This is a genomic window from Lederbergia sp. B243.17, from assembly GCF_057657925.1.
The window spans coordinates 52,222-72,398 of sequence record NZ_JBWBKF010000085.1 but is presented as its reverse complement, the minus strand read 5'-3'; the positions used below and the strand labels follow the sequence as shown (position 1 = coordinate 72,398).

The 20,177-nt window shown below is 48.8% G+C and carries 15 protein-coding genes; 9 read left to right on the top strand and 6 right to left on the bottom strand.

Translation table 11 applies throughout. The features are described 5' to 3' along the window. Nucleotides 1–20 precede the first annotated feature (20 nt). The 7 genes from AC0TWI_RS16925 (at nucleotide 21) to AC0TWI_RS16895 (ending at nucleotide 8,482) form a co-directional block, all read left to right on the top strand. Nucleotides 21–1,391 (top strand): collagen-like triple helix repeat-containing protein, encoded by a 1,371-nt coding sequence (locus AC0TWI_RS16925; RefSeq protein WP_488127519.1) that lies wholly within the window; start codon nucleotides 21–23, stop codon nucleotides 1,389–1,391. 28 nt (nucleotides 1,392–1,419) lie between these two features. Further along, nucleotides 1,420–4,107 (top strand): hypothetical protein, encoded by a 2,688-nt coding sequence (locus tag AC0TWI_RS16920; RefSeq protein ID WP_488127518.1) that lies wholly within the window; start codon nucleotides 1,420–1,422, stop codon nucleotides 4,105–4,107. Nucleotides 4,108–4,135: 28 nt separating this feature from the next. Further along, entirely contained in the window at nucleotides 4,136–4,711 is a 576-nt protein-coding gene (locus tag AC0TWI_RS16915; RefSeq protein ID WP_488127517.1) for a class D sortase, read from the top strand. Between the two features lie 107 nt (nucleotides 4,712–4,818). Further along, nucleotides 4,819–5,673 (top strand): KPN_02809 family neutral zinc metallopeptidase, encoded by an 855-nt coding sequence (gene ypfJ, locus AC0TWI_RS16910; RefSeq protein ID WP_488127516.1) that lies wholly within the window; start codon nucleotides 4,819–4,821, stop codon nucleotides 5,671–5,673. Between the two features lie 237 nt (nucleotides 5,674–5,910). Next, nucleotides 5,911–6,654 carry a metal ABC transporter ATP-binding protein gene (locus AC0TWI_RS16905; protein ID WP_488127515.1) on the top strand — a complete coding sequence of 248 codons (744 nt, stop codon included), beginning with the start codon at nucleotides 5,911–5,913 and terminating at the stop codon, nucleotides 6,652–6,654. Beyond that, nucleotides 6,654–7,505: a metal ABC transporter permease gene (locus tag AC0TWI_RS16900; protein ID WP_488127708.1), complete on the top strand. Its 852-nt coding sequence runs from the start codon at nucleotides 6,654–6,656 to the stop codon at nucleotides 7,503–7,505. The genes AC0TWI_RS16905 and AC0TWI_RS16900 overlap by 1 nt, the downstream gene beginning before the upstream one ends. 29 nt (nucleotides 7,506–7,534) lie before the next feature. Beyond that, nucleotides 7,535–8,482, top strand: a complete 948-nt coding sequence (locus AC0TWI_RS16895; RefSeq protein WP_488127514.1) for a metal ABC transporter solute-binding protein, Zn/Mn family — start codon at nucleotides 7,535–7,537, stop codon at nucleotides 8,480–8,482. A 46-nt stretch (nucleotides 8,483–8,528) separates the two neighbouring features. On the opposite strand, the gene AC0TWI_RS16890 is transcribed toward AC0TWI_RS16895, so the two are convergent. The 6 genes from AC0TWI_RS16890 to AC0TWI_RS16865 all read right to left on the bottom strand — a co-directional run bounded on the left by AC0TWI_RS16890 (nucleotide 8,529) and on the right by AC0TWI_RS16865 (nucleotide 15,415). Beyond that, nucleotides 8,529–8,648, bottom strand: coding sequence for a small acid-soluble spore protein P (locus AC0TWI_RS16890; RefSeq protein ID WP_488127513.1), 120 nt, complete (start codon nucleotides 8,646–8,648; stop codon nucleotides 8,529–8,531). Between the two features lie 130 nt (nucleotides 8,649–8,778). Next, nucleotides 8,779–10,269: an argininosuccinate lyase gene (argH, locus tag AC0TWI_RS16885; protein WP_488127512.1), complete on the bottom strand. Its 1,491-nt coding sequence runs from the start codon at nucleotides 10,267–10,269 to the stop codon at nucleotides 8,779–8,781. 15 nt (nucleotides 10,270–10,284) lie between these two features. After that, complete coding sequence (locus tag AC0TWI_RS16880) at nucleotides 10,285–11,976, bottom strand: ABC transporter permease (protein ID WP_488127511.1); 1,692 nt, start codon at nucleotides 11,974–11,976, stop codon at nucleotides 10,285–10,287. Further along, entirely contained in the window at nucleotides 11,973–13,079 is a 1,107-nt protein-coding gene (locus tag AC0TWI_RS16875) for an ABC transporter ATP-binding protein (RefSeq protein ID WP_488127510.1), read from the bottom strand. Before AC0TWI_RS16875 ends, AC0TWI_RS16880 begins: the two co-directional genes overlap by 4 nt. A 13-nt stretch (nucleotides 13,080–13,092) precedes the next feature. Continuing rightward, a complete protein-coding gene (locus AC0TWI_RS16870; RefSeq protein WP_488127509.1) occupies nucleotides 13,093–14,187 on the bottom strand; it encodes an extracellular solute-binding protein in 1,095 nt (364 codons plus the stop codon). 19 nt (nucleotides 14,188–14,206) lie between these two features. After that, a complete protein-coding gene (locus AC0TWI_RS16865; protein WP_488127508.1) occupies nucleotides 14,207–15,415 on the bottom strand; it encodes an ROK family transcriptional regulator in 1,209 nt (402 codons plus the stop codon). 300 nt (nucleotides 15,416–15,715) lie between these two features. Between AC0TWI_RS16865 and AC0TWI_RS16860 the strand changes: the two genes are divergently transcribed. Continuing rightward, a complete protein-coding gene (locus AC0TWI_RS16860) occupies nucleotides 15,716–18,205 on the top strand; it encodes an NEW3 domain-containing protein (RefSeq protein ID WP_488127507.1) in 2,490 nt (829 codons plus the stop codon). Nucleotides 18,206–18,592: 387 nt separating this feature from the next. Continuing rightward, nucleotides 18,593–20,050 carry an aldehyde dehydrogenase family protein gene (locus AC0TWI_RS16855; RefSeq protein WP_488127506.1) on the top strand — a complete coding sequence of 486 codons (1,458 nt, stop codon included), beginning with the start codon at nucleotides 18,593–18,595 and terminating at the stop codon, nucleotides 20,048–20,050. Nucleotides 20,051–20,177 lie beyond the last annotated feature (127 nt).

The following is a 20,177-nucleotide window of genomic DNA, read 5'->3' as shown; positions in this document are numbered from 1 at the left end:
GCTGGAAGGAGGTGAGAACGATGAGCAGAATGATGTCTTCATTGTTGCTCGGGATCCTGATGCTGGCAGCAGTACCGGTGGCCGCTCATGGTCAGGAAAAGGAAGAACCGCGGCCCGGGCTGCTTAAAGGGACAGCGAGCGCACTAGGAACAACGTTGGAATCGGTCGGAAAAACGGTCGGCAAGACGCTGGAATCAGCTGGCGGAACAGTGGGAAAGGTGACCGCTGAAACAACGAAAGGCCTGTCAAATACTGTAGGCAATACCGTTGAGTTTACAGTGGAAACGGTCAATGACCTATCTCAACCGCTGACCAGCAAACCAATCACTTCCGCCTTAAAGCGGACAAATAAATTAGTGGACGATACAGTGGACAATACGCTCCCAACCGCTGAGACAGCTGTACAAGGAGTGAATAATACGGTCCAGACCGTCACTTCTGAAACTGTTAACACTGTCCATACATCTGTCGATTCTGTTACAGAGGCATTGCCGGAGATTCCTGTTGTCACGCCTGTCGTAAAAGAAGTACATAGCTCCTCGAAAGAACTGACAGGAGTTGTACAAACGACAGTCGAGGGTACGAGTGCCGTACTGGAAGGAACGGTCGGAGGGGTAAGTGAGGCGGTAAAGGGAACGGTGAAAGGTGCAGGAGGGCTGTTGGAAGAAACAGTTGATCATGTGGTAAAGCCGCTGCAGCCGTCACCCGATATAGAGGAAACGGCTCCTGATGCCGAGACTTCGGTTCCACAGGTGAAAAATCCTCCGCAGGCCGTGCTGGAAACCCCTGCCGGACAGCAGGAGGATGCTCCGCAGGTTGGACAGAAAACGGAGGAAAATAAGATTATGCCGGTGAAGCCAATCCCCGCAACTCCGGGAGAAAGTGAGCAAGAACGAGTGAAGGCTCCGATTCAGTCTGAAAAGCCTGAGGAACCGGCAGTTAAGCAAGAAGAAGATGCAAACCCGGATAAGCCGGATTCTTTTCAAAATGAAAGGAACGATCTGATACCGGATCAAGCAATGACAGAGCCGGCTCTCTTTACGATTTTGGAAGAAAGGAAAGTTAAGCCCAACGCTGATAGGACAAAGGAAAGACGAGCTCCAGACACAAATAAGGAAGCACAAACCGTTCCTGGTGCTCCGTTAAAGAGTGAAGGGAAAAAGGAAACGCCTCCTGTTGTCATCAGCCAGCCTCCTGTCCAGCAATCGGGAATGTCGATTAACGGAAGCAAGGCGTCGCAATGGGGAAGCAGCGGCATACTCCTTGATCTTTTCCAGCGCATTGAATTAGGAAAGATTGACTGGGGATGGGTCCAGGAACGGTCTGCTCAGCTGTGGAAGCCGCCCGCACTCCGAAAACCACCGAAATTTGCTCCTTTTTTTATAAGCTAAAAACAATAAAAAAAGGAGCGGATTTATAATGAAAAAAATAGCAGCAGTGTCGGCAGTTCTACTCGGTTTGGCGTTCACTTCACTTGGTTCACCAGGCGACCGTGCGTATGCAGCGCAATCAGCCGCGTCAGGGGAGGATGCTGCGCAGCAGTCAGGCCTCCTCGATATAAATTTGCAAAATCTGCCTATCCTCGGCGATATCAGTGTGTCCATTCCGAAAAAACAGGATGAGGATGGACAGAGAGAAGAATCACTTGCAAATGTGACCCTCTCCGATTCGATTTTGGGAGAGGACCTCAGCGTAAAAGTGCTGAACGGTCAAGAAAATGGAGGGCAATCCTCTTCACTGGTGAATGTGACGGGGAACCATACGATCGCAGGAGAACAGCTCGATGCCCGAGTACTGTCTGCGGATAAAACAGATACTGAGGAAGGGATTGCTTCTTCCTCTGCCGTGGTCGACGTTTCGGCCGAAAATACGATACTAGGCGAAGACGTAAATGCGGAAGTGCTGTCGACAAAGCAAGACGCGAATGAGACAGGTTCGAGTTCGTCTTCCGCAGTGGCCGACGTTTCAGCCGAAAATACGATACTAGACGAAGGCGTAGAAGCGGAAGTGCTGTCGACAAAGCAGGAGGCGAATGAGACAGGCGTGAGTTCATCTTCTGCAGTAGCCGACGTTTCGGCCGAAAATACGATACTAGGCGAAGACGTAAATGCGGAAGTGCTGTCGACAAAGCAGGAATTGAATGAGGCAGGCGTGAGTTCGTCTTCCGCAGTAGCCGACGTTTCTGCTGATAATACAATTCTAGGCGAAAGCGTAAATACGGAAGTGCTGTCGACAAAGCAGGAGGCGAATGAGACAGGTTCGAGTACGTCTTCCGCAGTGGCCGACGTTTCAGCCGAAAATACGATACTAGGCGAAGGCGTAGAAGCGGAAGTGCTGTCGACAAAGCAGGAATTGAATGAGGCAGGCGTGAGTTCGTCTTCCGCAGTAGCCGACGTTTCTGCTGATAATACAATTCTAGGCGAAAGCGTAAATGCGGAAGTGCTGTCGACAAAGCAAGAAGCGAATGAAGCAGGAGCGAGTTCATCTTCCGCAGTAGCCGACGTTTCTGCTGATAATACAATTCTAGGCGAAAGCGTAAATGCGGAAGTGCTGTCGACAAAGCAGGAGGCGAATGAGACAGGCGTGAGTTCATCCTCTGCAGCCGTCGACATCTCAGCTGAAAATACGATACTAGGCGAAGGTGTTGACGCAAAGGTCTTGGCGAAACAGAACTCCATTAGCGAATCGGAAAGCTCCGATACATCCTCTGTTGCTGATGTTGCTTTGGATAACTTATTAGTCGACAATCTGGGGCTGTCTGTTCTTTTTAACAAGAACGCCAAGGATGAAAAGGGAGATGCCAAACATTCGGGTGTTCTCGCTTTAGATGTGAAACCCCTTCTGGGCTTGGAAAACATCCACGTGGGACTGCTGGAAAGTCAGTCTAGAGAAGGCAATACAGCTATGGAACGAGGTTCTTTGCTAAACCTTGGTCTAGGAGATTTGCTTGTTGATGGGCTGTCAGTTTCCCTTCTTGATCGGGAGACCCAGTCCTCTGATAACGGCGAAGAAAACAGGCAATCGTTAGTATCCCTCGGGCTTCAAGATGAAAACTTGGGCAATCTCCAAGCTGATGTGCTTTTGTCCGGTGCAGCGGAAGACGGTTCATCCTATAGGGCAGATTCAGGTCTGCTCGATATTATGACGGACAGCTTCCCTATTCTTGAAGACTCTCATATTGGTGTTTTGGATGAGCATCTAACAGGCAATGAAAACGAAGGAACATCCAGCAGTGCGCTTGTAAAAGTCGACAGCCAAAACGGCCTTCTCGACGGTGCAGATGTCAGTGTTGTTGGAAGAGAACAATCCTTTGATGAAAACGGAAGAACGGAAACGGGAGATACCGCTTCAATCAAATTGAAGGTACCCGGAACGAACAGGGATTTACTCAATGCAGTCGTTCTTCCGACCCGGTCCTATGTTCCAAATCAAACCGAAACACCGGGCATTGAGGATGGGACAAACGGGCCGGGAACAGAAGATCCTGAAACTGGAACTCCTGACCCCAATGCACCCGAAAACCCTGAAACTCCTGGCAACCCCGAAAATCCTTCCGTACCGAATGATCCGGGGAACCCAGCCGGTCCGCAAACTCCAACAGTACCTGGATTGCCGGAAAATCCCGGCGATGAAAATTCTGCAGGGCAGCCGTCCGATCCTATAGTCGGAAATGATGGAACTCCTGGCCAAAATGGGAACAACCCGGAGAATGACGGAGCACCTGGCGGGGATGTCAGCAATAACGGAAATACTGAAGGCATAGGAACGGAGCCTGATGTGAATGTCGATGGCAACGCCGAGAATCCTCTGGACAGCGATGGAAATCAAACTGGCGGATTAGATGGCATAGCAGGAAGTCTTGGGGAAACCGCTGATCTATCTGTTGTCATTGGCGCAGGAAATTCTGGCTCGCTCTCACGTGGGAGTTTGGGCCAGAGCAGCCTGTTTTCACCAGTTGCTGTCCAACATGTGGGCAACCAGAAAATCGGCGATCCAAACAGTCCATCCGTCTTTCCGAAAACAGGCGGAATATTGAATGGGGCGATGCTGATTATTCTTGCTCTTGTTCTATTGGCCGGAGGTATGAGACTGCGCAGAAACGGTTAAGGTGAGGGCTGTGAAATCGTATAGAAGGATGATAGGAAATGTACTGATCCTTGCGGCAATTGGGCTGGTTGCTTTTTGGTTTTACGGCGTCCAGCATCAGAGCAGCAAGGAAAAGGAACTGCTCGAGGCATTTAGAGCAGTGCAGGCAGCCTCGGCGGGCAACGGCTCAACCGTTCACGCTGAGGGGCAGATTGCCCTGGATGAAAGTGTCGAAGGGATCCTTTCAATCCCGAAGATTGATCTTGAGTCCCCTGTACTGGCAGGTGCGGGGAAAGAACAGCTTGATGTTGCTCTCGGCGCAATCGAGGGACTGGACAAGCCGGGTGCCGAAAACGGCAGCTATGCCATTGCCGGACATCAGTCCCACCTGTTCGGACACTTCTTCAACCGCTTGTATGAGGTGGAGGAAGGGGACAGGTTCACCTTCCAAACGAAAGCCGAGGTTCAGCAATACGAAGTGTTTTCGGTCAAAATCGTCAGACCGGAGGACGTTCACGTATTGGACAGGCAGGAGGGCATCTCCCTCCTCTCGCTCGTTACTTGTTATCCGGAAAATTCCAGCCGATATCGATTCATTGTCCAAGCAAAAAAAATAGAATCCTAATTTGGACAGCCTCTCAAGTCTTTGAGAGGTTCTTTTTTTTCAGCTGTTATTCATTCGGGAATCGGGTATATAAAATACATGATAGCAGCGGCTGGGAGGGAAATCGAATGAGGTGGCAAGGACAAGCAGGAAGCACACATGTGGAAGACCGCAGGGGCATGGGCGGTGGCGGCATGGTGATGGGCGGCGGTATCGGCGGCATCATTCTGCTCCTGATCTTCACTTTTTTAGGCGGCAATCCGGGTGAAATCATCAATGGTACAGGCATGTCGGGATACGACACGGGCGGCAGTCAATCGGCCTATGTGGAAACAGAGCAGGAGAAGGAGCTTTCCCAGTTTGTTTCGGTAGTGCTGAAAGATACCGAGGATGTGTGGACAGAGGTTTTTCAGGAGAATGGGATGACCTATAGACCGCCGACGCTTGTGCTGTACTCGGGAAACGTCCAGTCGGCTTGCGGGGCTGCAGGTGCGGCAATGGGGCCTTTTTACTGTCCGGGAGATGAGAAACTGTATATTGATTTAAGTTTTTATAATGAGCTAAGCCAGAGGTTCCATGCGCCCGGAGATTTCGCGATGGCCTATGTCATTGCCCATGAAGTGGGGCATCATGTGCAGAAGCAATTGGGAATATCCGACCAGGTTGCAAGCCTTCGGAATCGCGTGAGCGAAGAGGAATACAATAAATACTCTGTACGCCTGGAACTGCAGGCCGATTACTTTGCAGGTGTCTGGGCCAATCATGCCGAAGGGATGGACTTGCTTGAGCCAGGGGATATCGATGAGGCACTGACAGCGGCGAGCGCTGTTGGTGATGATACGATCCAGATGCAGGCAAGGGGTTATGTTGTACCGGAAAGCTTTACACACGGAACAGCAGCTCAGCGCCAGCGTTGGTTTGAGAAAGGATATGAACTTGGAACCATTGACGGCGGAGATACATTCAGCGCCAACAATCTATAAGTTTGCCAAAAAAATGCCTCCTTGCATGGAGGCATTTTTTTGTTGCGCGAATTTTGAACCATTCTGATCAAAGAGCGGAAAAGTGAAAAAAACAAAAAGAATGGTTTACATCGAGAATAAAGTTGTATATTATAACTAATAAGTTGCGCTAGGGAAACATTTTAAACTAGGACTAAACTATTTGCGCTGGGCTATCTGTGTTTATATAAAAAAACAAATGGAAGGCGGTCATCAATGATGGATGAAGCGATAAAAGTAGAGCATTTGCATGTCTCCTATTACGGAAACGAAGTACTGCAGGATATCAGTTTTTCCATGGAAACGGGGAAATTAATCGGCATTATCGGGCCGAATGGTGCAGGTAAATCAACGATGATGAAAGCAATGCTCGGGCTGATTCCGAAAGACCGGGGCGGAGTCGAAATAAACGGGAAGCCAATCACTGATATGAGAAAGAAAATTGCCTATGTCCCCCAGCGGTCGAATATTGACTGGGATTTTCCAATCATTGTGAAAGATACGGTCCTTCTCGGAACTTATCCAAATCTTGGCCTTTTCCACCGTCCCAAAAAGGCTGACAAAGATTGGGCAATGGAATGTCTTGAGAAGGTGGGGATGGAGCAATTTGCGAAAAGCCAGATTGGTGAGTTATCCGGCGGCCAGCAGCAACGAGTCTTTCTTGCCCGATCTTTGGCGCAGGGAGCAGAGTTTTTCTTCCTGGATGAACCATTTGTTGGAATCGATGTTTCGAGCGAGGAAGTCATCATCGATATTCTCAGGGGCTTGCGAAACGAGGGGAAAACCGTTTTCGTTGTCCACCATGATTTATCCAAGGTGGAAAACTACTTTGACGACCTCATTCTGATTAATAAGAAATTGATCGGCGCGGGTCCAGTTGACGATGTCTTCCAGCCTGAGCTGATGCAAGCGGCATACCAATCTCCGCTGTCCATGCTTTGGAGATTGGGGGTAGGTGTGTGATGGAATTCATCCACGATCTGATGAATTATGGTTTTTTGCAAAAAGCGATGATCACATCTGTCATGGTCGGAATCATCTGCGGAATTATCGGCAGCTTCATCGTTTTGCGCGGCATGGCTTTGATGGGAGACGCCATTTCGCACGCTGTTCTCCCGGGGGTTGCCATTTCATACATGTTAGGCATCAATTATTTTTACGGTGCCGTCGCGGTCGGAGTGCTGGCTTCTCTCGGAATCGGGGCAATCAGCCAGAACAGCCGCATTAAAAATGATTCTTCCATCGGAATCGTTTTTTCGGCGGCCTTTGCCCTTGGGATCATTCTCATTACACAGGCGGGCAGTGCGACTGATCTGACCCAGATTCTTTTCGGAAATGTCATCTCTGTAAGGCAATCGGATATGTGGCTGACCCTTGCCATTGGAGCTGTTGTCATCTTGGCCGTTGTCCTCTTTTACAAGGAGCTGCTCGTTTCGAGCTTTGATGAGACGATGGCTGCCGCGTATGGGCTGAAAACGCGATTCATCCATTATACGATTATGGTATTGCTGACGCTCGTGACAGTTGCTTCCTTGCAGACGGTCGGTGTCATCCTGGTTGTATCCATGCTGATTACCCCAGCTTCGACAGCGTATCTGCTGACCAACCGCCTCTCCACCATGATTATACTCGCTTCCCTTTTTGGTGCATTGTCATCGGTCATCGGCTTGTATTTCAGCTTTGTTTACAATTTGCCGTCAGGTCCCGTCATCGCTTTGGCAACGACTGCCATCTTTTTGGCCGCATTTATTTTCTCGCCGAAACAAGGGCTTGTTTGGCGCTTATTTAAAAGCAAAAAAATGATCTTTCGATAAAGGTAAAAAACGCAAAGGGGAGAACACCATTGAAAAAAGTTATTTCCTCATTTCTCATGGCGAGCTTGGCCGTGATTCTGCTCGCTGCTTGCGGCAAGGAAGATAGCACTGGGGGAGAGAATGCCGAAAAAGACGGCAAGCTTCAAGTCGTTACGTCTTTTACCATCATTGAGGACATCGCCAGGGAAATTGGCGGCGACGATGTGGAAATCCACAATCTAGTGCCGACAGGAACGGATCCGCATGAGTATGAGCCGCTTCCGAACGACATCAAAAAAGCGAGCGATGCTGATATCCTTTTTTATAATGGCTTGAATCTTGAAGGCGGGAAGGATGGCTGGTTCTTCAAAATGATCAACTCCGTCGGACAGAAAGAAGAGAACGTTTTTAATCTGACAGAGCGGGTTGAGCCCATGTACTTAACCTCCCAGAACGGAAAGGAAGAGGAGATCAATCCCCATGCGTTCATCGACCCGGCAGTCGGCATCAAAATGGCGGAAAATATGCGGGATGCGTATGTGAAAGTGGATCCTGGGCGGAAGGCGAATTATGAAAAAAGAGCAGAAACATATATTGGCAGGCTGAAGGAATTGGATGCGGAGTACGAGCAAAGGATCAATGAAATTCCGGAGGAGAAGCGTGTTCTGGTAACTAGCGAGCGCGCCTTCCAGTATATGGCGAACCATTATGGCTTGAAGGAGGGGTATATTTGGGCGATAGATACAGAGGAAAATGGATCGCCGGAACAAATCAAAGCGCTCATCCGGTTTATCAAGGAAAATAATGTGTCTGTCCTCTTTATCGAGTCCAACGTTGACCGACGCCCAATGGAGACGGTCTCCAAAGAAACCGGCATTCCATTCAGCAAGAAGCCGATCTATTCGGATGAAATCGGGAAACAGGGCGAGGAAGTGGATACGTATATTAAATACTTGATCTACAACATCAATCTCATCCATGATGAATTGAGCAAATGATGACAGAGATAGCGGGCTTCCGGGGAAGCCCGCTTATTTGGTCTTGCTACATGCCGTGACCGGGGTTTTTGTTCTGTCTTGAGTGGTTTTTTTGTTTTACCTTATGGGAGCCGCTCATCGGCTCAGGCTGCGTTGTTTCTTTCTGCTGTTTCTGCTTTTTAGACATAAAGAAAACCTCCTGTAAGGTCGTTGGCAGCCCAAAAAGCGGGCGTACTGATACTTTTTGCTTTCCGGCCCGGGATTATGCGCCCAGAAAAGCCCCATCCTGTTCTTTCATAACAAGACGGGGCTTCTGTTTAGAAGGTGAATGCTATCAGCGATTCATGTTTCTTTTCGAGCTGATTGACTTTTTCCGTGTAGGCAGTAAATTCCTCTTCCCATTTTTCTTTGCGCAAGCGGATCATCCGCTTTGCTTCGTCAGGGCTCGGACCGCCTTGGATCTTCCTGATTTTGACGAAGTATTCAGGTGAAATGATCTTCTTCCATTCTTCGTCCGTCAGGGTGACATCGGCAAAAGGCTGGATCATTTCGTTAATTTCGCCGGCTTCCCAATCGTAAAGTTCCTTTCCTTCTCCGACGGTCTTCCGCGAAATGGTGCTTGCGATTGCATGGGCTTTACGGAAAGGAACACCGTACTCCCTTGCCAAAGTATCCGCAAGCTCTGTAATTGTGATGCTTGAAGTTGCAGCCTTCTTTTTCAGGTGCTCTTTATCAACATGCAGTGTCGTAATGACGGCATACATCAGCTTCATCACTCGGCCGGCATTGGCAAAAGACCGATAAAGATGCGGCTGCAGATCATCCTCCGTGTCGACAATGTCGCCGAATGGTGTGTTATGAACCATGTTCATGGCGGTAAGGGCTTCACCGTATGCACTGCTGGCGATGGAGCGAGAGTGCTCGATCGATACCGGATTCCGCTTTTGCGGCATAATACTGCTCACTTGCACATATGGATCGGCGACAAGGAAGGAACCGAACTCCCTCGTGACATGGAGGAGGAAATCCTGAATCCAGCGGCCGGTATTCACCATACAAGTCATCAGAGCAGAAGCGGTTTCGAGCAGATAGTCCGCGCCGGCAATCGAATCATACGAGTTTTCGATGATGCCGTCGAATCCGAGCAGTTCAGCGGTGCGGCTGCGGCTGATTGGAAAACCGGTGGTCGTTAAGGCTGCTGCGCCGAGTGACGAATTGTTTACTGTGTTATAGGCAGACCAGAACCGGCCGATATCTCTTTGCAGCACATCATAGACCGCAAGCAAATAGTGTCCCAATGTTGTCGGTTGGGCCGGCTGGGTATGAGTATAGCCAGTCATGATTGTATCGGCGTGCTCTTCCGCCTGCCGGAGCAGCGCAGCGCTCAGACCATTGGCATGGCCGATAATCTCCAATAGATGCTTCCTGAGAACGAGACGGTACATTGCGATCCCCATATCATTCCTGCTCCGCGCGATATGGATCTTGCCTGCCAGCTCCTCACCGATTTCCTCGCCAATCCGGGCCTCCATCATGAAAAACAAATCTTCAAAGTCAGGATGGTATTGAATGTTGGCGATGTCTGTTTTTGCAACCTTGTTGATACCGGCAAGCATTGTTTTTGCTTCTTCTTGAGGGATGATCTCCTGTTCTGCCAGCATGATAACATGGGCCCGATGGATTTCAAACATCGCCTCGAACAGATAATCGCGCTGGTCGTTGAATACCGGCTGAAGCAGCTCTGTCACATAGGTTTTGCCAGGAAAAGACGCTCCTTCATTTTTGATGAATTCTTCAAATTTATCCATGTTACCATCTCCAATTTAAGACAAAGAATTTTCCGCCTTGACGCCGAGGAACCGGTTGGAAAAAAAGATGACGAGCGCGATGAGCGCAACTTGTATCATTCCGTACGCTGCTGCCTGCCCCATGTTGAACATGCGAAGCTGATTCATGATTTCAATTGAAATCGGCCTGTTCGAAATTGTATACAGCAGGACAGATGTAGGGAACTCACCAACCGATTCAACGAACGCGAGCAGCGTTCCGGACAGAACGCCGGGCATGATGATTGGCAAGATGACTTTCCTGAACGTATAGAACCATTTTGCCCCCAGATTCCTTGCTGCCTCTTCAATCGAGTCATCCAGCTGCTCGAGGACGGCGTTTGTCGACCGGACGACGAGCGGGATATGACGGACGAAATAGGCGAGCGGCAGGATCCAAAAGGTTCCGACGAGTATTTTTCCGAATGAGAAGACGTTCGGCTCGTTAAAGGCAAAGACGAGGTTCATCCCGATGACCGTGGCCGGAAGGGCCCATGGGATCATCACGAGGATGTCAACAAAGCTTTTGCCGACAAATTTCCGTTTTACCAATACATAGGATGCAAGCACTCCGAAGACGAGGTTGCCTGCAGTGGCAATGACGGCCAGAAGCAAGCTGTTCTTCAGCGGCTTGAATATATTCGGATCCTGCAGGAGCAGGCGGTAGTTTTCAAAGTTGAATACAGACGGGTAGGTCTGCCATGTCCACGTTCCGTCCGGCACGAGTGAAAGAAGCAAAATCGTAAAGTGCGGGAGCAGAAGGACGATGACACCCAGAACGCCAATGATGACCATAATCCACTTCAGAACTGGATTTTTCACTTCGCTCCGATGGGCGCCAATCCCCTTTGTTGCCATTCTATAGTCTTTGCGATTCTGATACCAGCGCATAAACAGCAGGAAGGAGATCGAGACGATGGACAGGATGACGGACTGTGTTGCGGCCACTTCCATGTCCCCGTTGATTTTTGAGAAATAGATCTGCAGGCTCAGGACGCGGTATCCGCCGGCCAGCAGAAATGGTGCGCTGAACGAGGCCATTGAAATCATAAATACAAGCAGCGATGCGGCGACAATTGCAGGGGTCAAAAGCGGGAAGGTAACCTGCCAGAACACTTTAAACCTGCTGGCGCCGAGATTATAGGCCGCCTCTTCAAGCGACGGATCGATCTTGTTGATCGCGGATGACACTGTCATGTAGAAGTAAACGTACATCGTGTATGCATGGACGATTAGGATGCCGGAAACGCCGCCGATGCTGAACGGGACCTTTTCAAGCCCGAACAGGTCTTTGATGGCATTCGGCACAAGACCCGATTCGCCGTAAAGGAACATGAACGCCATGACTCCAACGAGGGATGGGAGGACAATCGGCATGATGGCCGCAGCTGAGAAAAAGCCCCGTCCCGGGAAGTCGAAGCGGTTAAAGATAAAGGCAAGCGGAATACCGATCAATGCGCTTAGCAATACGCTCAAAATCGAAATATAGACAGAATTCCATAGTGCTTCCAAGTTCGTTTTCGATTCCTGCGTAAAGAAATCGGAGTAGTTCGCGAACGTTAGACTGCCGCCTTGCTGGAGGCTTTCCATTAATGTTTTCAGCGAAGGATACAGGACATATGCAATCAAGACAAGAACGACCGGAATCAGGAGGAGAATCGTAAACCTCGTATCGCGATTCTTAATCATGACGCATCACCGCTTACAACAGGAATGACCCGCAGCTGGTCCGCAGGAAACTCTACGAATACCTTCGAACCCGTCTTCAGGTCGAATGATTTGTCATTATTGAACAGATTGGCTTGAATCCGCTCGCCAAGAACATTTACATTGACCTCAATGACAGAACCGAAGAACTGGATGTTTTCAATTATGCCAGGTAGTGTATTTGGCTTCCCTTCATCCTCTTTTGTAACTTTCAGGCATTCCGGGCGAAGAGAGAGGACGAGATCGCCGGCATACTCGCTCTTGTAATTGTAGGGCTTATTGTCAATGACCAGATCTCTGCTCTCGCTGCCGAACTGGACAGCCCCGTGTATTTGCGTCCCGTCTCCATGTTCCACTTTCACAGGAAGCATGTTGATTTCGCCGATGAAGCTGGCGACAAAGCTGTTTGAAGGTTCATTGTAAATTTCCAGGGGAGTGCCGACCTGGTGGCAGACACCAAAATTGAACACGGCAATCCTGTCGCTCATCGAAAGGGCTTCACTTTGATCATGAGTGACGTAAATGGTTGTAATTTGATAATCGCGCTGGAGACGGAGAATTTCATTCCGCATTTCATCCCGAAGCTTGGCATCGAGGTTGCTGAGCGGTTCATCCAACAAAAGGATTTGCGGCTCAATGACAAGGGCCCTCGCCAAAGCGACCCGCTGCTGCTGTCCGCCGCTCAATTGGCTGACTTGGCGGTCTGCATACTTGCCGAGCCTTACCTTTTCAAGTACATCTTGTACGCGTGTTTTCACTTCAGAAGCAGAAATTTTTCTCACCTTTAGGCCAAATGCAACATTTTCAAAGACGGTCATGTGAGGAAAAAGGGCATAGTTCTGGAAAACCATGCCCGTATTTCTTTTTTCAGGAGGTACACGCGTCATGTCCTTATCGCCGAAGCGGACGACCCCTTTGGTAGGATAGTAGAATCCGGCGATCATCCTCAATGTCGTTGTTTTTCCGCAGCCGCTCGGGCCAAGAAAGGTGAAGAATTCCCCGTTTTTGATATCCAGGTCAAGATGATCGACTGCAATGACTTTTCCAAATGCTTTTTGGACATTTTCAATTCGAATTGACGCCATACCATTACACTTCCTATTCTTTGATTTCTTTCTCCCTGTTCTTGATGTTTTCATCCCAATATTTCATCCAGCCGTCGCTCTCTGCCTGGAATACTTTCCAGTCGATGTCCATGCTCTTGATTTCCGTGTCGGTAATCCAGTCAGGCAGGTCTGTTATATCTTTGCGCGTCGGAATGCGGTAGAACTCTTCGGCAAGCAATTTTGCCGCTTCAGGTGTATTGACGAACTCATAGAACGCTTCAGCCGCTTTCGGGTTCGGGCTGTCTTTCACAAGTGCAATCCCTTCTGTCAGGACAGGTGTGCCGCTTTCAGGGACGATGAATTCAAACGGATAGTTTTTATTTTCTTTCAGCATGACAACGTCCGGCATAGCCCAAACGGAAAGGAGGCCTTCACCCTTTGCCACTTTGTTGTACATCATCTCAGGGTTGGCGGCATATTCTTTCGTATTCGCGTCAAGCTTTTCCAGCCATTCATATCCTTTTGCCGTGTCATTTGAATCTTTAAAGTCGCGGTAAATCATTGCCGAGAAAATCGTTCTCATTGTTCCGGAAGCGAGAGGGTAGCGGATGATGATCTGATCCTTCCATTTTGGATCAAGCAGCTCATCCCAGTCCTTTGGTGCTTCTTCTTTCGTAACCTTTTGGCTGTTGTACATGATGACTTCCGGAGTCTGGCTTGTTCCAGTCCAGTTCCAGTCCGGGTCATGGAACATATCATCAAGCTGATCAGCATAAGTCGGCTTGTATTCTTTCAATAAACCTTCATCTTTTGCCTGGTCAAAGTTTGTGGATGGAGCGCCCCACCAAACGTCCGCCTGTGGATTGTTCTTTTCCGAGCGGATCCGGTCGAGTACTTCCTGTGAGCCCATATCCAGCCATTCTACTTGGACGCCGGTTTTATCCTGGAATTCCTGGGCAAACTTGGAGAGGATGTCTTTTCCATGCGGGGAATAGACGACCACTTTGTTTTCAAGATCTTTGTTATCCCCTTCGGCCGGCTTGTTTGAACCAGCCTTCTCTTTTTCCCCGCCACCGCCGCCGCAAGCGGACAGGATGAGTGCCGCGGACAAAGACAGTGCAGTCAATACAGACAATTTCTTTTTCAAGATGATTTCCCCCTTAATCTTAATATTGGATGATGCTTTCATGCTCCCGCAGAAAGAGGGAGACGGCGCCGAGTATTCCGGCATTTTGACCCAGTTTGGAGAGCTTCAACTCTACTGAACTGGGAACATAGTGATTTACGATATCACTGAGCTTTGGCAAGATATAGTCGTATGATTTAAAGACACCTCCTCCAAAAATGATTACTTCTGGGTTGAGGATACATGCTGTATTGATGACGCCGTAAGCGAGATGCTCAATGGCGTTGTCAATCACCTTCAGCGCAGCGGGATCTCCGGCTTTCGCCTGTAAAAAGGCAGATTCGCCGGGAAGTTCGCCTTTCTGGGCTTGTTCATAAAGGGGATGCTCCGGGTTTTTCCTGATTTCCTCCGTGAACACTCTCCCGATTGCTTTACCGCCGGCAACACTTTCAAGATAGCCGTAGCGGTGGAAAATCGGTGTAAATTCGTTCTTCATATCATTCTTGTCAGTCACAAGATAGCCGATTTCTCCGGCAGCGTTGGCATAGCCCCGGTAAAGCTGATTGTTGATGATGATGCCGCTGCCAATTCCGGTTCCGACGGCTATGAAAAGGATGTTGTCTTTCTGGGTGGCATTCCCGAGCCACTGCTCTCCCAACGCTGCGACATTAACATCATTGTCGACAAAAACAGGGAACGGAAAGTGACGCGCCGCTTCATCGACAAAAGGATAGCGAACCCAGTTCAGGCTCGGTGCCTCGACAACGATGCCGTTCTTGGCATCGGTAATCCCGGGTACGCCGGCACCCATGCCGAGAATTTCCCCTTCATTGATGCCGTGTTCGTCCATAAGTGCTCTCAATTCCTTCGCAATCTGCTTGAGCAGTCCGCTCTCCAAATATTGGACGGTGGAAATGCTGCTTGTGGCGATGATGTTTCCGCCTAAATCACAGATGACAATCTTTACCTTCGTCCCGCCGATGTCTGCACCGGCAACATACGCAGCCTTCTCATTGAAATAGAGATGGATGGGCCTTCTGCCGCCTTGGGACGAGGCTTCGCCGATTCCCTGCTCAATCACCCAGTTGTCTTGAATCAATTCATCGACTAGTAAGGAGACGGTTGGCTTGCTTAAGTAAAGCTTGGCAGCGATGTCGGCTCTGGACACCGGGCTGTTTTTCATGATGCATTGAAGAACTTTTCGCTTGTTCGATAATTTTCTTTGTTCATGCACATTGTTTCCATTCATTAACAATCACGGCCTTAGCTGTTTTGGTTAGTAAAACTTACTAATTAACTCATAATATAAATGAAAATGTATCCGGTTTCAATACAAAAGCGTAATTTTTCAAAAAATAATTTATAGTTAGTCTTTGAGGCATAGGTCTATACTCTTAACTGAATATATGGATATTTACAAAAACTTTTTAATGTGGTAAGTCTATAAGAAGAACTACTTCTTAGGTTGGTTAGTCACCTTAACTAACATACGGGGGAGGAGAGGGACGTAAGCTTTTTTATATCCATTATATGAAAGGGGTTACAAATTATGAGGAAATGGTTGTCATTTTTACTTTGTTCTCTGTTGGTATTTTCAATGTGGCCGGCAACTGTGGGGCTGGCAGAAGGCACAGAAACAGATACTGACTTATGGAGTGCCGTTAAGCCGCTCGAAACAACAGTTGTCTTCCTAAACACGGGGGCGCACCCGGATGATGAGCGAAGCGATTTGCTGGCCTATTTGTCGAGAGGTCTCGGAGTCAAAACCTCAAGCCTGATTGCAAACCGGGGAGAGGGCGGCCAGAATGAGATCGGAAGGGAGCTAGGCAATGGCCTTGGGATTATCCGGTCCCGTGAGATGATTGAAGCGGCAAAAATCACGGGCGTCAAAGCATACCATCTGAGCGAGACGACATCTGATGACATTTATGACTTCGGTTTCTCCAAAACACCTGAAGAGACATTGGCCAATTGGGGAGAAGAGGAAACCTATGAGCGGCTGATCCGCTTTATCCGTACCTACCAACCGGATATTGTGATGCCGTCCTTCCGGAATGTTGATTCCCAGCACGGTCATCACCGCACGATGTCAATTTTGAGTGAAAGAGCGTTCAAGGATGCAGCAGATCCGAACGTATTCCCGGAGCAATTGCGCGAGGGGTTGTCCGTATGGCAGATCAAGAAGCTTTACCTGCCAGCAGAATCTGCTGAAAAGGCAACAACCTCTTTTGAAATTGGAGCACTTGATCCGATTTATGGAATGACGTATCCGCAGCTTGGTGAGGAATCAAGATATATGCACAAGAGCCAGGGGATGGGCAATGATATCCCTGCTGAACCAAGAAAGGCTAATTTGGAGCTGGTTAAGAGCATAGAGCCTGCAGAAGGCAAGGATGAGTTGTTTGCCGGTATTCCATATGATTTTTCCGATTGGGCTAAAAAGGTAACAGAAAAGGATCTTCAAGTCCACCTTGAAAAACTGCAGCAGGAGCTTGAAGGGATTGTTGCGTCCTACCCGGATCGCAGCAAAGTCTTTGCCGCAAGTGAGAAGGCTTTAAAGGATGTCCGCCAGCTGAGCAAAAAGGTTGGCAACAGCAAGCTCGCGGCAGAAGTGAGAAATGAATTGCTCCACAAGCTTGAAATCAAAGAAGAACAGCTGGAGCTTGCCAATTTTATCGCCTCAGGGCTTAAAGCGGAAGCGGTGGCTGAAACTGGCGTGCTGACGAGAGGCGAAACATCAACTTTACGGGTTTCGTTGAAAAATGAAGGAAAAGAGACTGTGAAACAGACAGGAGTTACACTCCGTACCCCGGCAGACTGGAAGGTGGATGGAGGCCAGAAAAACTGGCAGCTGAAGCCTGGACAGTCAGCTGAGGCAGTCTTTGAAGTGACTGTTCCTGAAAATGCTGAGCTTTACCATCCGTATGATGAACCTGCTATCAAAGCGGTTGTCCAATACACAGAAGGCGGCACAGAGATTTCGCATCAACTCGACATCGACAAAACGGTTGCCGTTCTGCCGGATGTATCCTTGACATTGAATCCGGAAGACCTGGTCGTGAATACGGCTGACGTCAAAAAGGAAATCCCTGTTGCCGTCACCGTGAAGAACTATCTGCCTGGAAAAGCAGAAGCCTCTATATCGCTCGAAGTACCGGAAGGCTGGGCGACGACAGAAGCAGTGCCGGTCACCTTGGCAAAGCGGGGCGACACGGAAGAAGTCACGTTCACCCTGACACCTCCGGCGGATGTTGAAGAAGGAGACTTTGCTGTTAATGCCAAGGCTGCTGTTGGGGAGAATGTCTGGGATTCGACCGTTCAGGAAATCAGCTATGACCACATCGGTACGTTCTACTATCTGTATCCTGCCAGTGTCAACGGAGTTGCATTTGAACTGAACATGGACGAAAACCGGAAGATCGGCTATATTGACAGCGAGTTTGACAAGGTCGCCGATTATTTGACCAATGCCGGTCTTAATATCACGAAACTGACAGAAGAGGATTTGGCCTCAGGTGATCTGAGCCAATACGACACGATTGTCACAGGCATCCGGGCGTATCTTTCCCGTAAAGACCTTGCGGAACATAATGATCGACTTCATGAATATGTGAAGAACGGCGGGCATCTCGTTGTCCAGTACCACAAACCGGAAGACGGCTGGAATGCTGAAACAACAGCTCCGTATCCGCTGAAAATCGGTTCGCCGTCAATTCGCTGGAGAGTGACGGATGAAAATGCGAAGGTGACGGTACTGCAGCCGGAATCCAAGCTTTTCAATTATCCAAACAAAATCACCGATAAGGATTGGGATGGCTGGATCCAAGAGAGAGGCCTCTACTTCCCGATGGAGTGGGACAGCAAATACGAGACCTTTGTTTCCATGGCCGACCCGAACGAGGACCCGTTTGACGGTGGTATCCTGATGGCGGAGTATGGAGAAGGCACCTATCTTTACACGAACCTTGTTTTCTACAGGCAGATCCAGGGCCAGGTACCTGGCGGATACCGGATCTTTACGAACTTGATTAGCTACTAAATGGAGTAGAAACAAGAGAGCATCGGGCGTACCCAATCGCCCGGTGCTATTTTTGATGCCCTCTATTAAAATGCGGCAGTTTTTGTAAAAGTTGAGAAAGGAGTACCGGACTATATACCTGATCCCACCGAAGATCGTTCCTTCTGTAACTTTTGAGTTGGGAATGGAAGACAGGAAGTAGGGGAAAGGGGCATCCTGTTATCGAAATGGCTTGTCCCTAAAATCAAAGGTATGAGCATATCAAAAGAGAATTATTCTTCCTTAAATGGCGGCCTGATACTTTATACATAATTTCTCTCCGCGGTCACAAGCTATACCTATTCGTGTTTAACGGGATTTTCAATAAGGGAATAGGGAAAAGTGATGAAAAAATAAGGAGGGTTACGGATGGAGAAGTATACAGACTTGAATAAACAGTATATCGGCGGTGTTTGGCGGGATGGCTCAAGTGACCGAAAGTATGAGGACCGCAACCCTTACAATGATGAGGTTATAGCGACTATAAAAATGGCGAACCAGCAGGATATAGATGAAGCGTATGAATCGGCCAGGAAGGCGCAGAAAGAATGGGAGAAAGTGAATGCGTTTCAAAAGGCGGAGATCATGGAAAAGGCCGTGCAAATCATGCAGGACCGCAGGGCAGAACTAGTGGATTTGCTAATCAATGAGGGAGGATCCTCTTTTGTAAAAGCGAATGTGGAAGTGGACTTCTGCATTTCCATCACGCGTGAGGCGGCGAGCTATCCAATGAGAATGGGCGGCGAAATGGTGCCATCCCTTGTTCCGGGAAAGGAGAATCGGCTCATTCGCCGTCCTCTCGGGGTTCTTGGTGTAATCAGCCCGTTTAATTTTCCGATGTATTTGTCGATGCGGTCGGTTGCGACAGCATTGGCCGCAGGCAACGCGGTCGTGTTGAAACCGGATGAACAGACAGCGATGACAGGCGGAATCGTGATTGGAAAGATCTTTGAAGAAGCCGGCCTGCCGAAAGGCTTGTTCAGCGTTGTTGTTGCCGCAATTGAAGAAATTGGCGATGGATTCGTCGATCACCCAATCCCGCAAATGATCTCCTTCACAGGCTCCACCCCTGTGGGCAAGCATATCGGTGAGCTATGCGGGAGAAACATCAAAAAGGTCGCACTTGAACTTGGCGGCAACAATCCGCTGATCGTTCTGGAGGATGCGGACATTGAAAAAGCTGTGAATTCGGCGATTTTTGGGAAATTCATGCATAATGGTCAGATTTGCATGGCAATCAACCGGATTATCGTCCATAAAAACATTTATGATCAATTTGTCGACCGGTTTGTCGAGAAAGCAAAAGCGGTCAAAGTCGGTGATCCACAGAATAAGGAGAATATGATAGGCCCGCTCATCAATCATGGTGCGATTGAGCGAATTCAGAAGGAGATAGAAAACGCAAAAGGCCAGGGAGCCAAAGTGGTGCTGGAAGGAAAGGTAGAGGGGAATGTCATGCATCCGACAGTTCTCACGTCCGAAACAAATGATGTGGCAACTGCCAAGCATGAAATGTTCGGCCCTGTCGCGACAATCATTCCTTTCAGTACTGTCGAGGAAGCGATTGAAATCGCAAATGATACAGAATATGGCCTGAGCGGCGCAGTTCACGCGAAAAACATCGAGGAAGGCGTAGCCATTGCCCTTCAGATGGAAACCGGCATGATTCATGTGAATGACCAAAGCGTCAACGATGAACCCCTTGTCGCTTTCGGCGGCATGAAACAATCGGGCCTCGGCCGATTTGGCGGCAAATGGGCTCTCGACGAATTTACTACTTTCCAATGGATCTCCACCCAAAGCGAAACAAGGCAGTACCCATTTTAAAAATCAAGGGGCTTATCCTCCGCCGTATTTATAATACGGCGGAGGATAAGCCCCGTCTTTACATAATCTTAACATGATCTATGTTTATTTTTAATATGATCTTCATTAACATTGTTGGGGATACAGA

Excerpts from the sequence above, each read along its gene's own strand:
- AC0TWI_RS16925 (WP_488127519.1), top strand. The coding sequence starts at position 21 with ATGAGCAGAATGATGTCTTCATTGTTGCTCGGGATCCTGATGCTGGCA.
- AC0TWI_RS16920 (WP_488127518.1), top strand. The coding sequence starts at position 1,420 with ATGAAAAAAATAGCAGCAGTGTCGGCAGTTCTACTCGGTTTGGCGTTC.
- AC0TWI_RS16915 (WP_488127517.1), top strand. The coding sequence starts at position 4,136 with ATGATAGGAAATGTACTGATCCTTGCGGCAATTGGGCTGGTTGCTTTT.
- ypfJ (WP_488127516.1), top strand. The coding sequence starts at position 4,819 with ATGAGGTGGCAAGGACAAGCAGGAAGCACACATGTGGAAGACCGCAGG.
- AC0TWI_RS16905 (WP_488127515.1), top strand. The coding sequence starts at position 5,911 with ATGGATGAAGCGATAAAAGTAGAGCATTTGCATGTCTCCTATTACGGA.
- AC0TWI_RS16900 (WP_488127708.1), top strand. The coding sequence starts at position 6,654 with ATGGAATTCATCCACGATCTGATGAATTATGGTTTTTTGCAAAAAGCG.
- AC0TWI_RS16890 (WP_488127513.1), bottom strand. The coding sequence starts at position 8,648 with ATGTCTAAAAAGCAGAAACAGCAGAAAGAAACAACGCAGCCTGAGCCG.
- argH (WP_488127512.1), bottom strand. The coding sequence starts at position 10,269 with ATGGATAAATTTGAAGAATTCATCAAAAATGAAGGAGCGTCTTTTCCT.
- AC0TWI_RS16880 (WP_488127511.1), bottom strand. The coding sequence starts at position 11,976 with ATGATTAAGAATCGCGATACGAGGTTTACGATTCTCCTCCTGATTCCG.
- AC0TWI_RS16875 (WP_488127510.1), bottom strand. The coding sequence starts at position 13,079 with ATGGCGTCAATTCGAATTGAAAATGTCCAAAAAGCATTTGGAAAAGTC.
- AC0TWI_RS16865 (WP_488127508.1), bottom strand. The coding sequence starts at position 15,415 with ATGAATGGAAACAATGTGCATGAACAAAGAAAATTATCGAACAAGCGA.
- AC0TWI_RS16860 (WP_488127507.1), top strand. The coding sequence starts at position 15,716 with ATGAGGAAATGGTTGTCATTTTTACTTTGTTCTCTGTTGGTATTTTCA.
- AC0TWI_RS16855 (WP_488127506.1), top strand. The coding sequence starts at position 18,593 with ATGGAGAAGTATACAGACTTGAATAAACAGTATATCGGCGGTGTTTGG.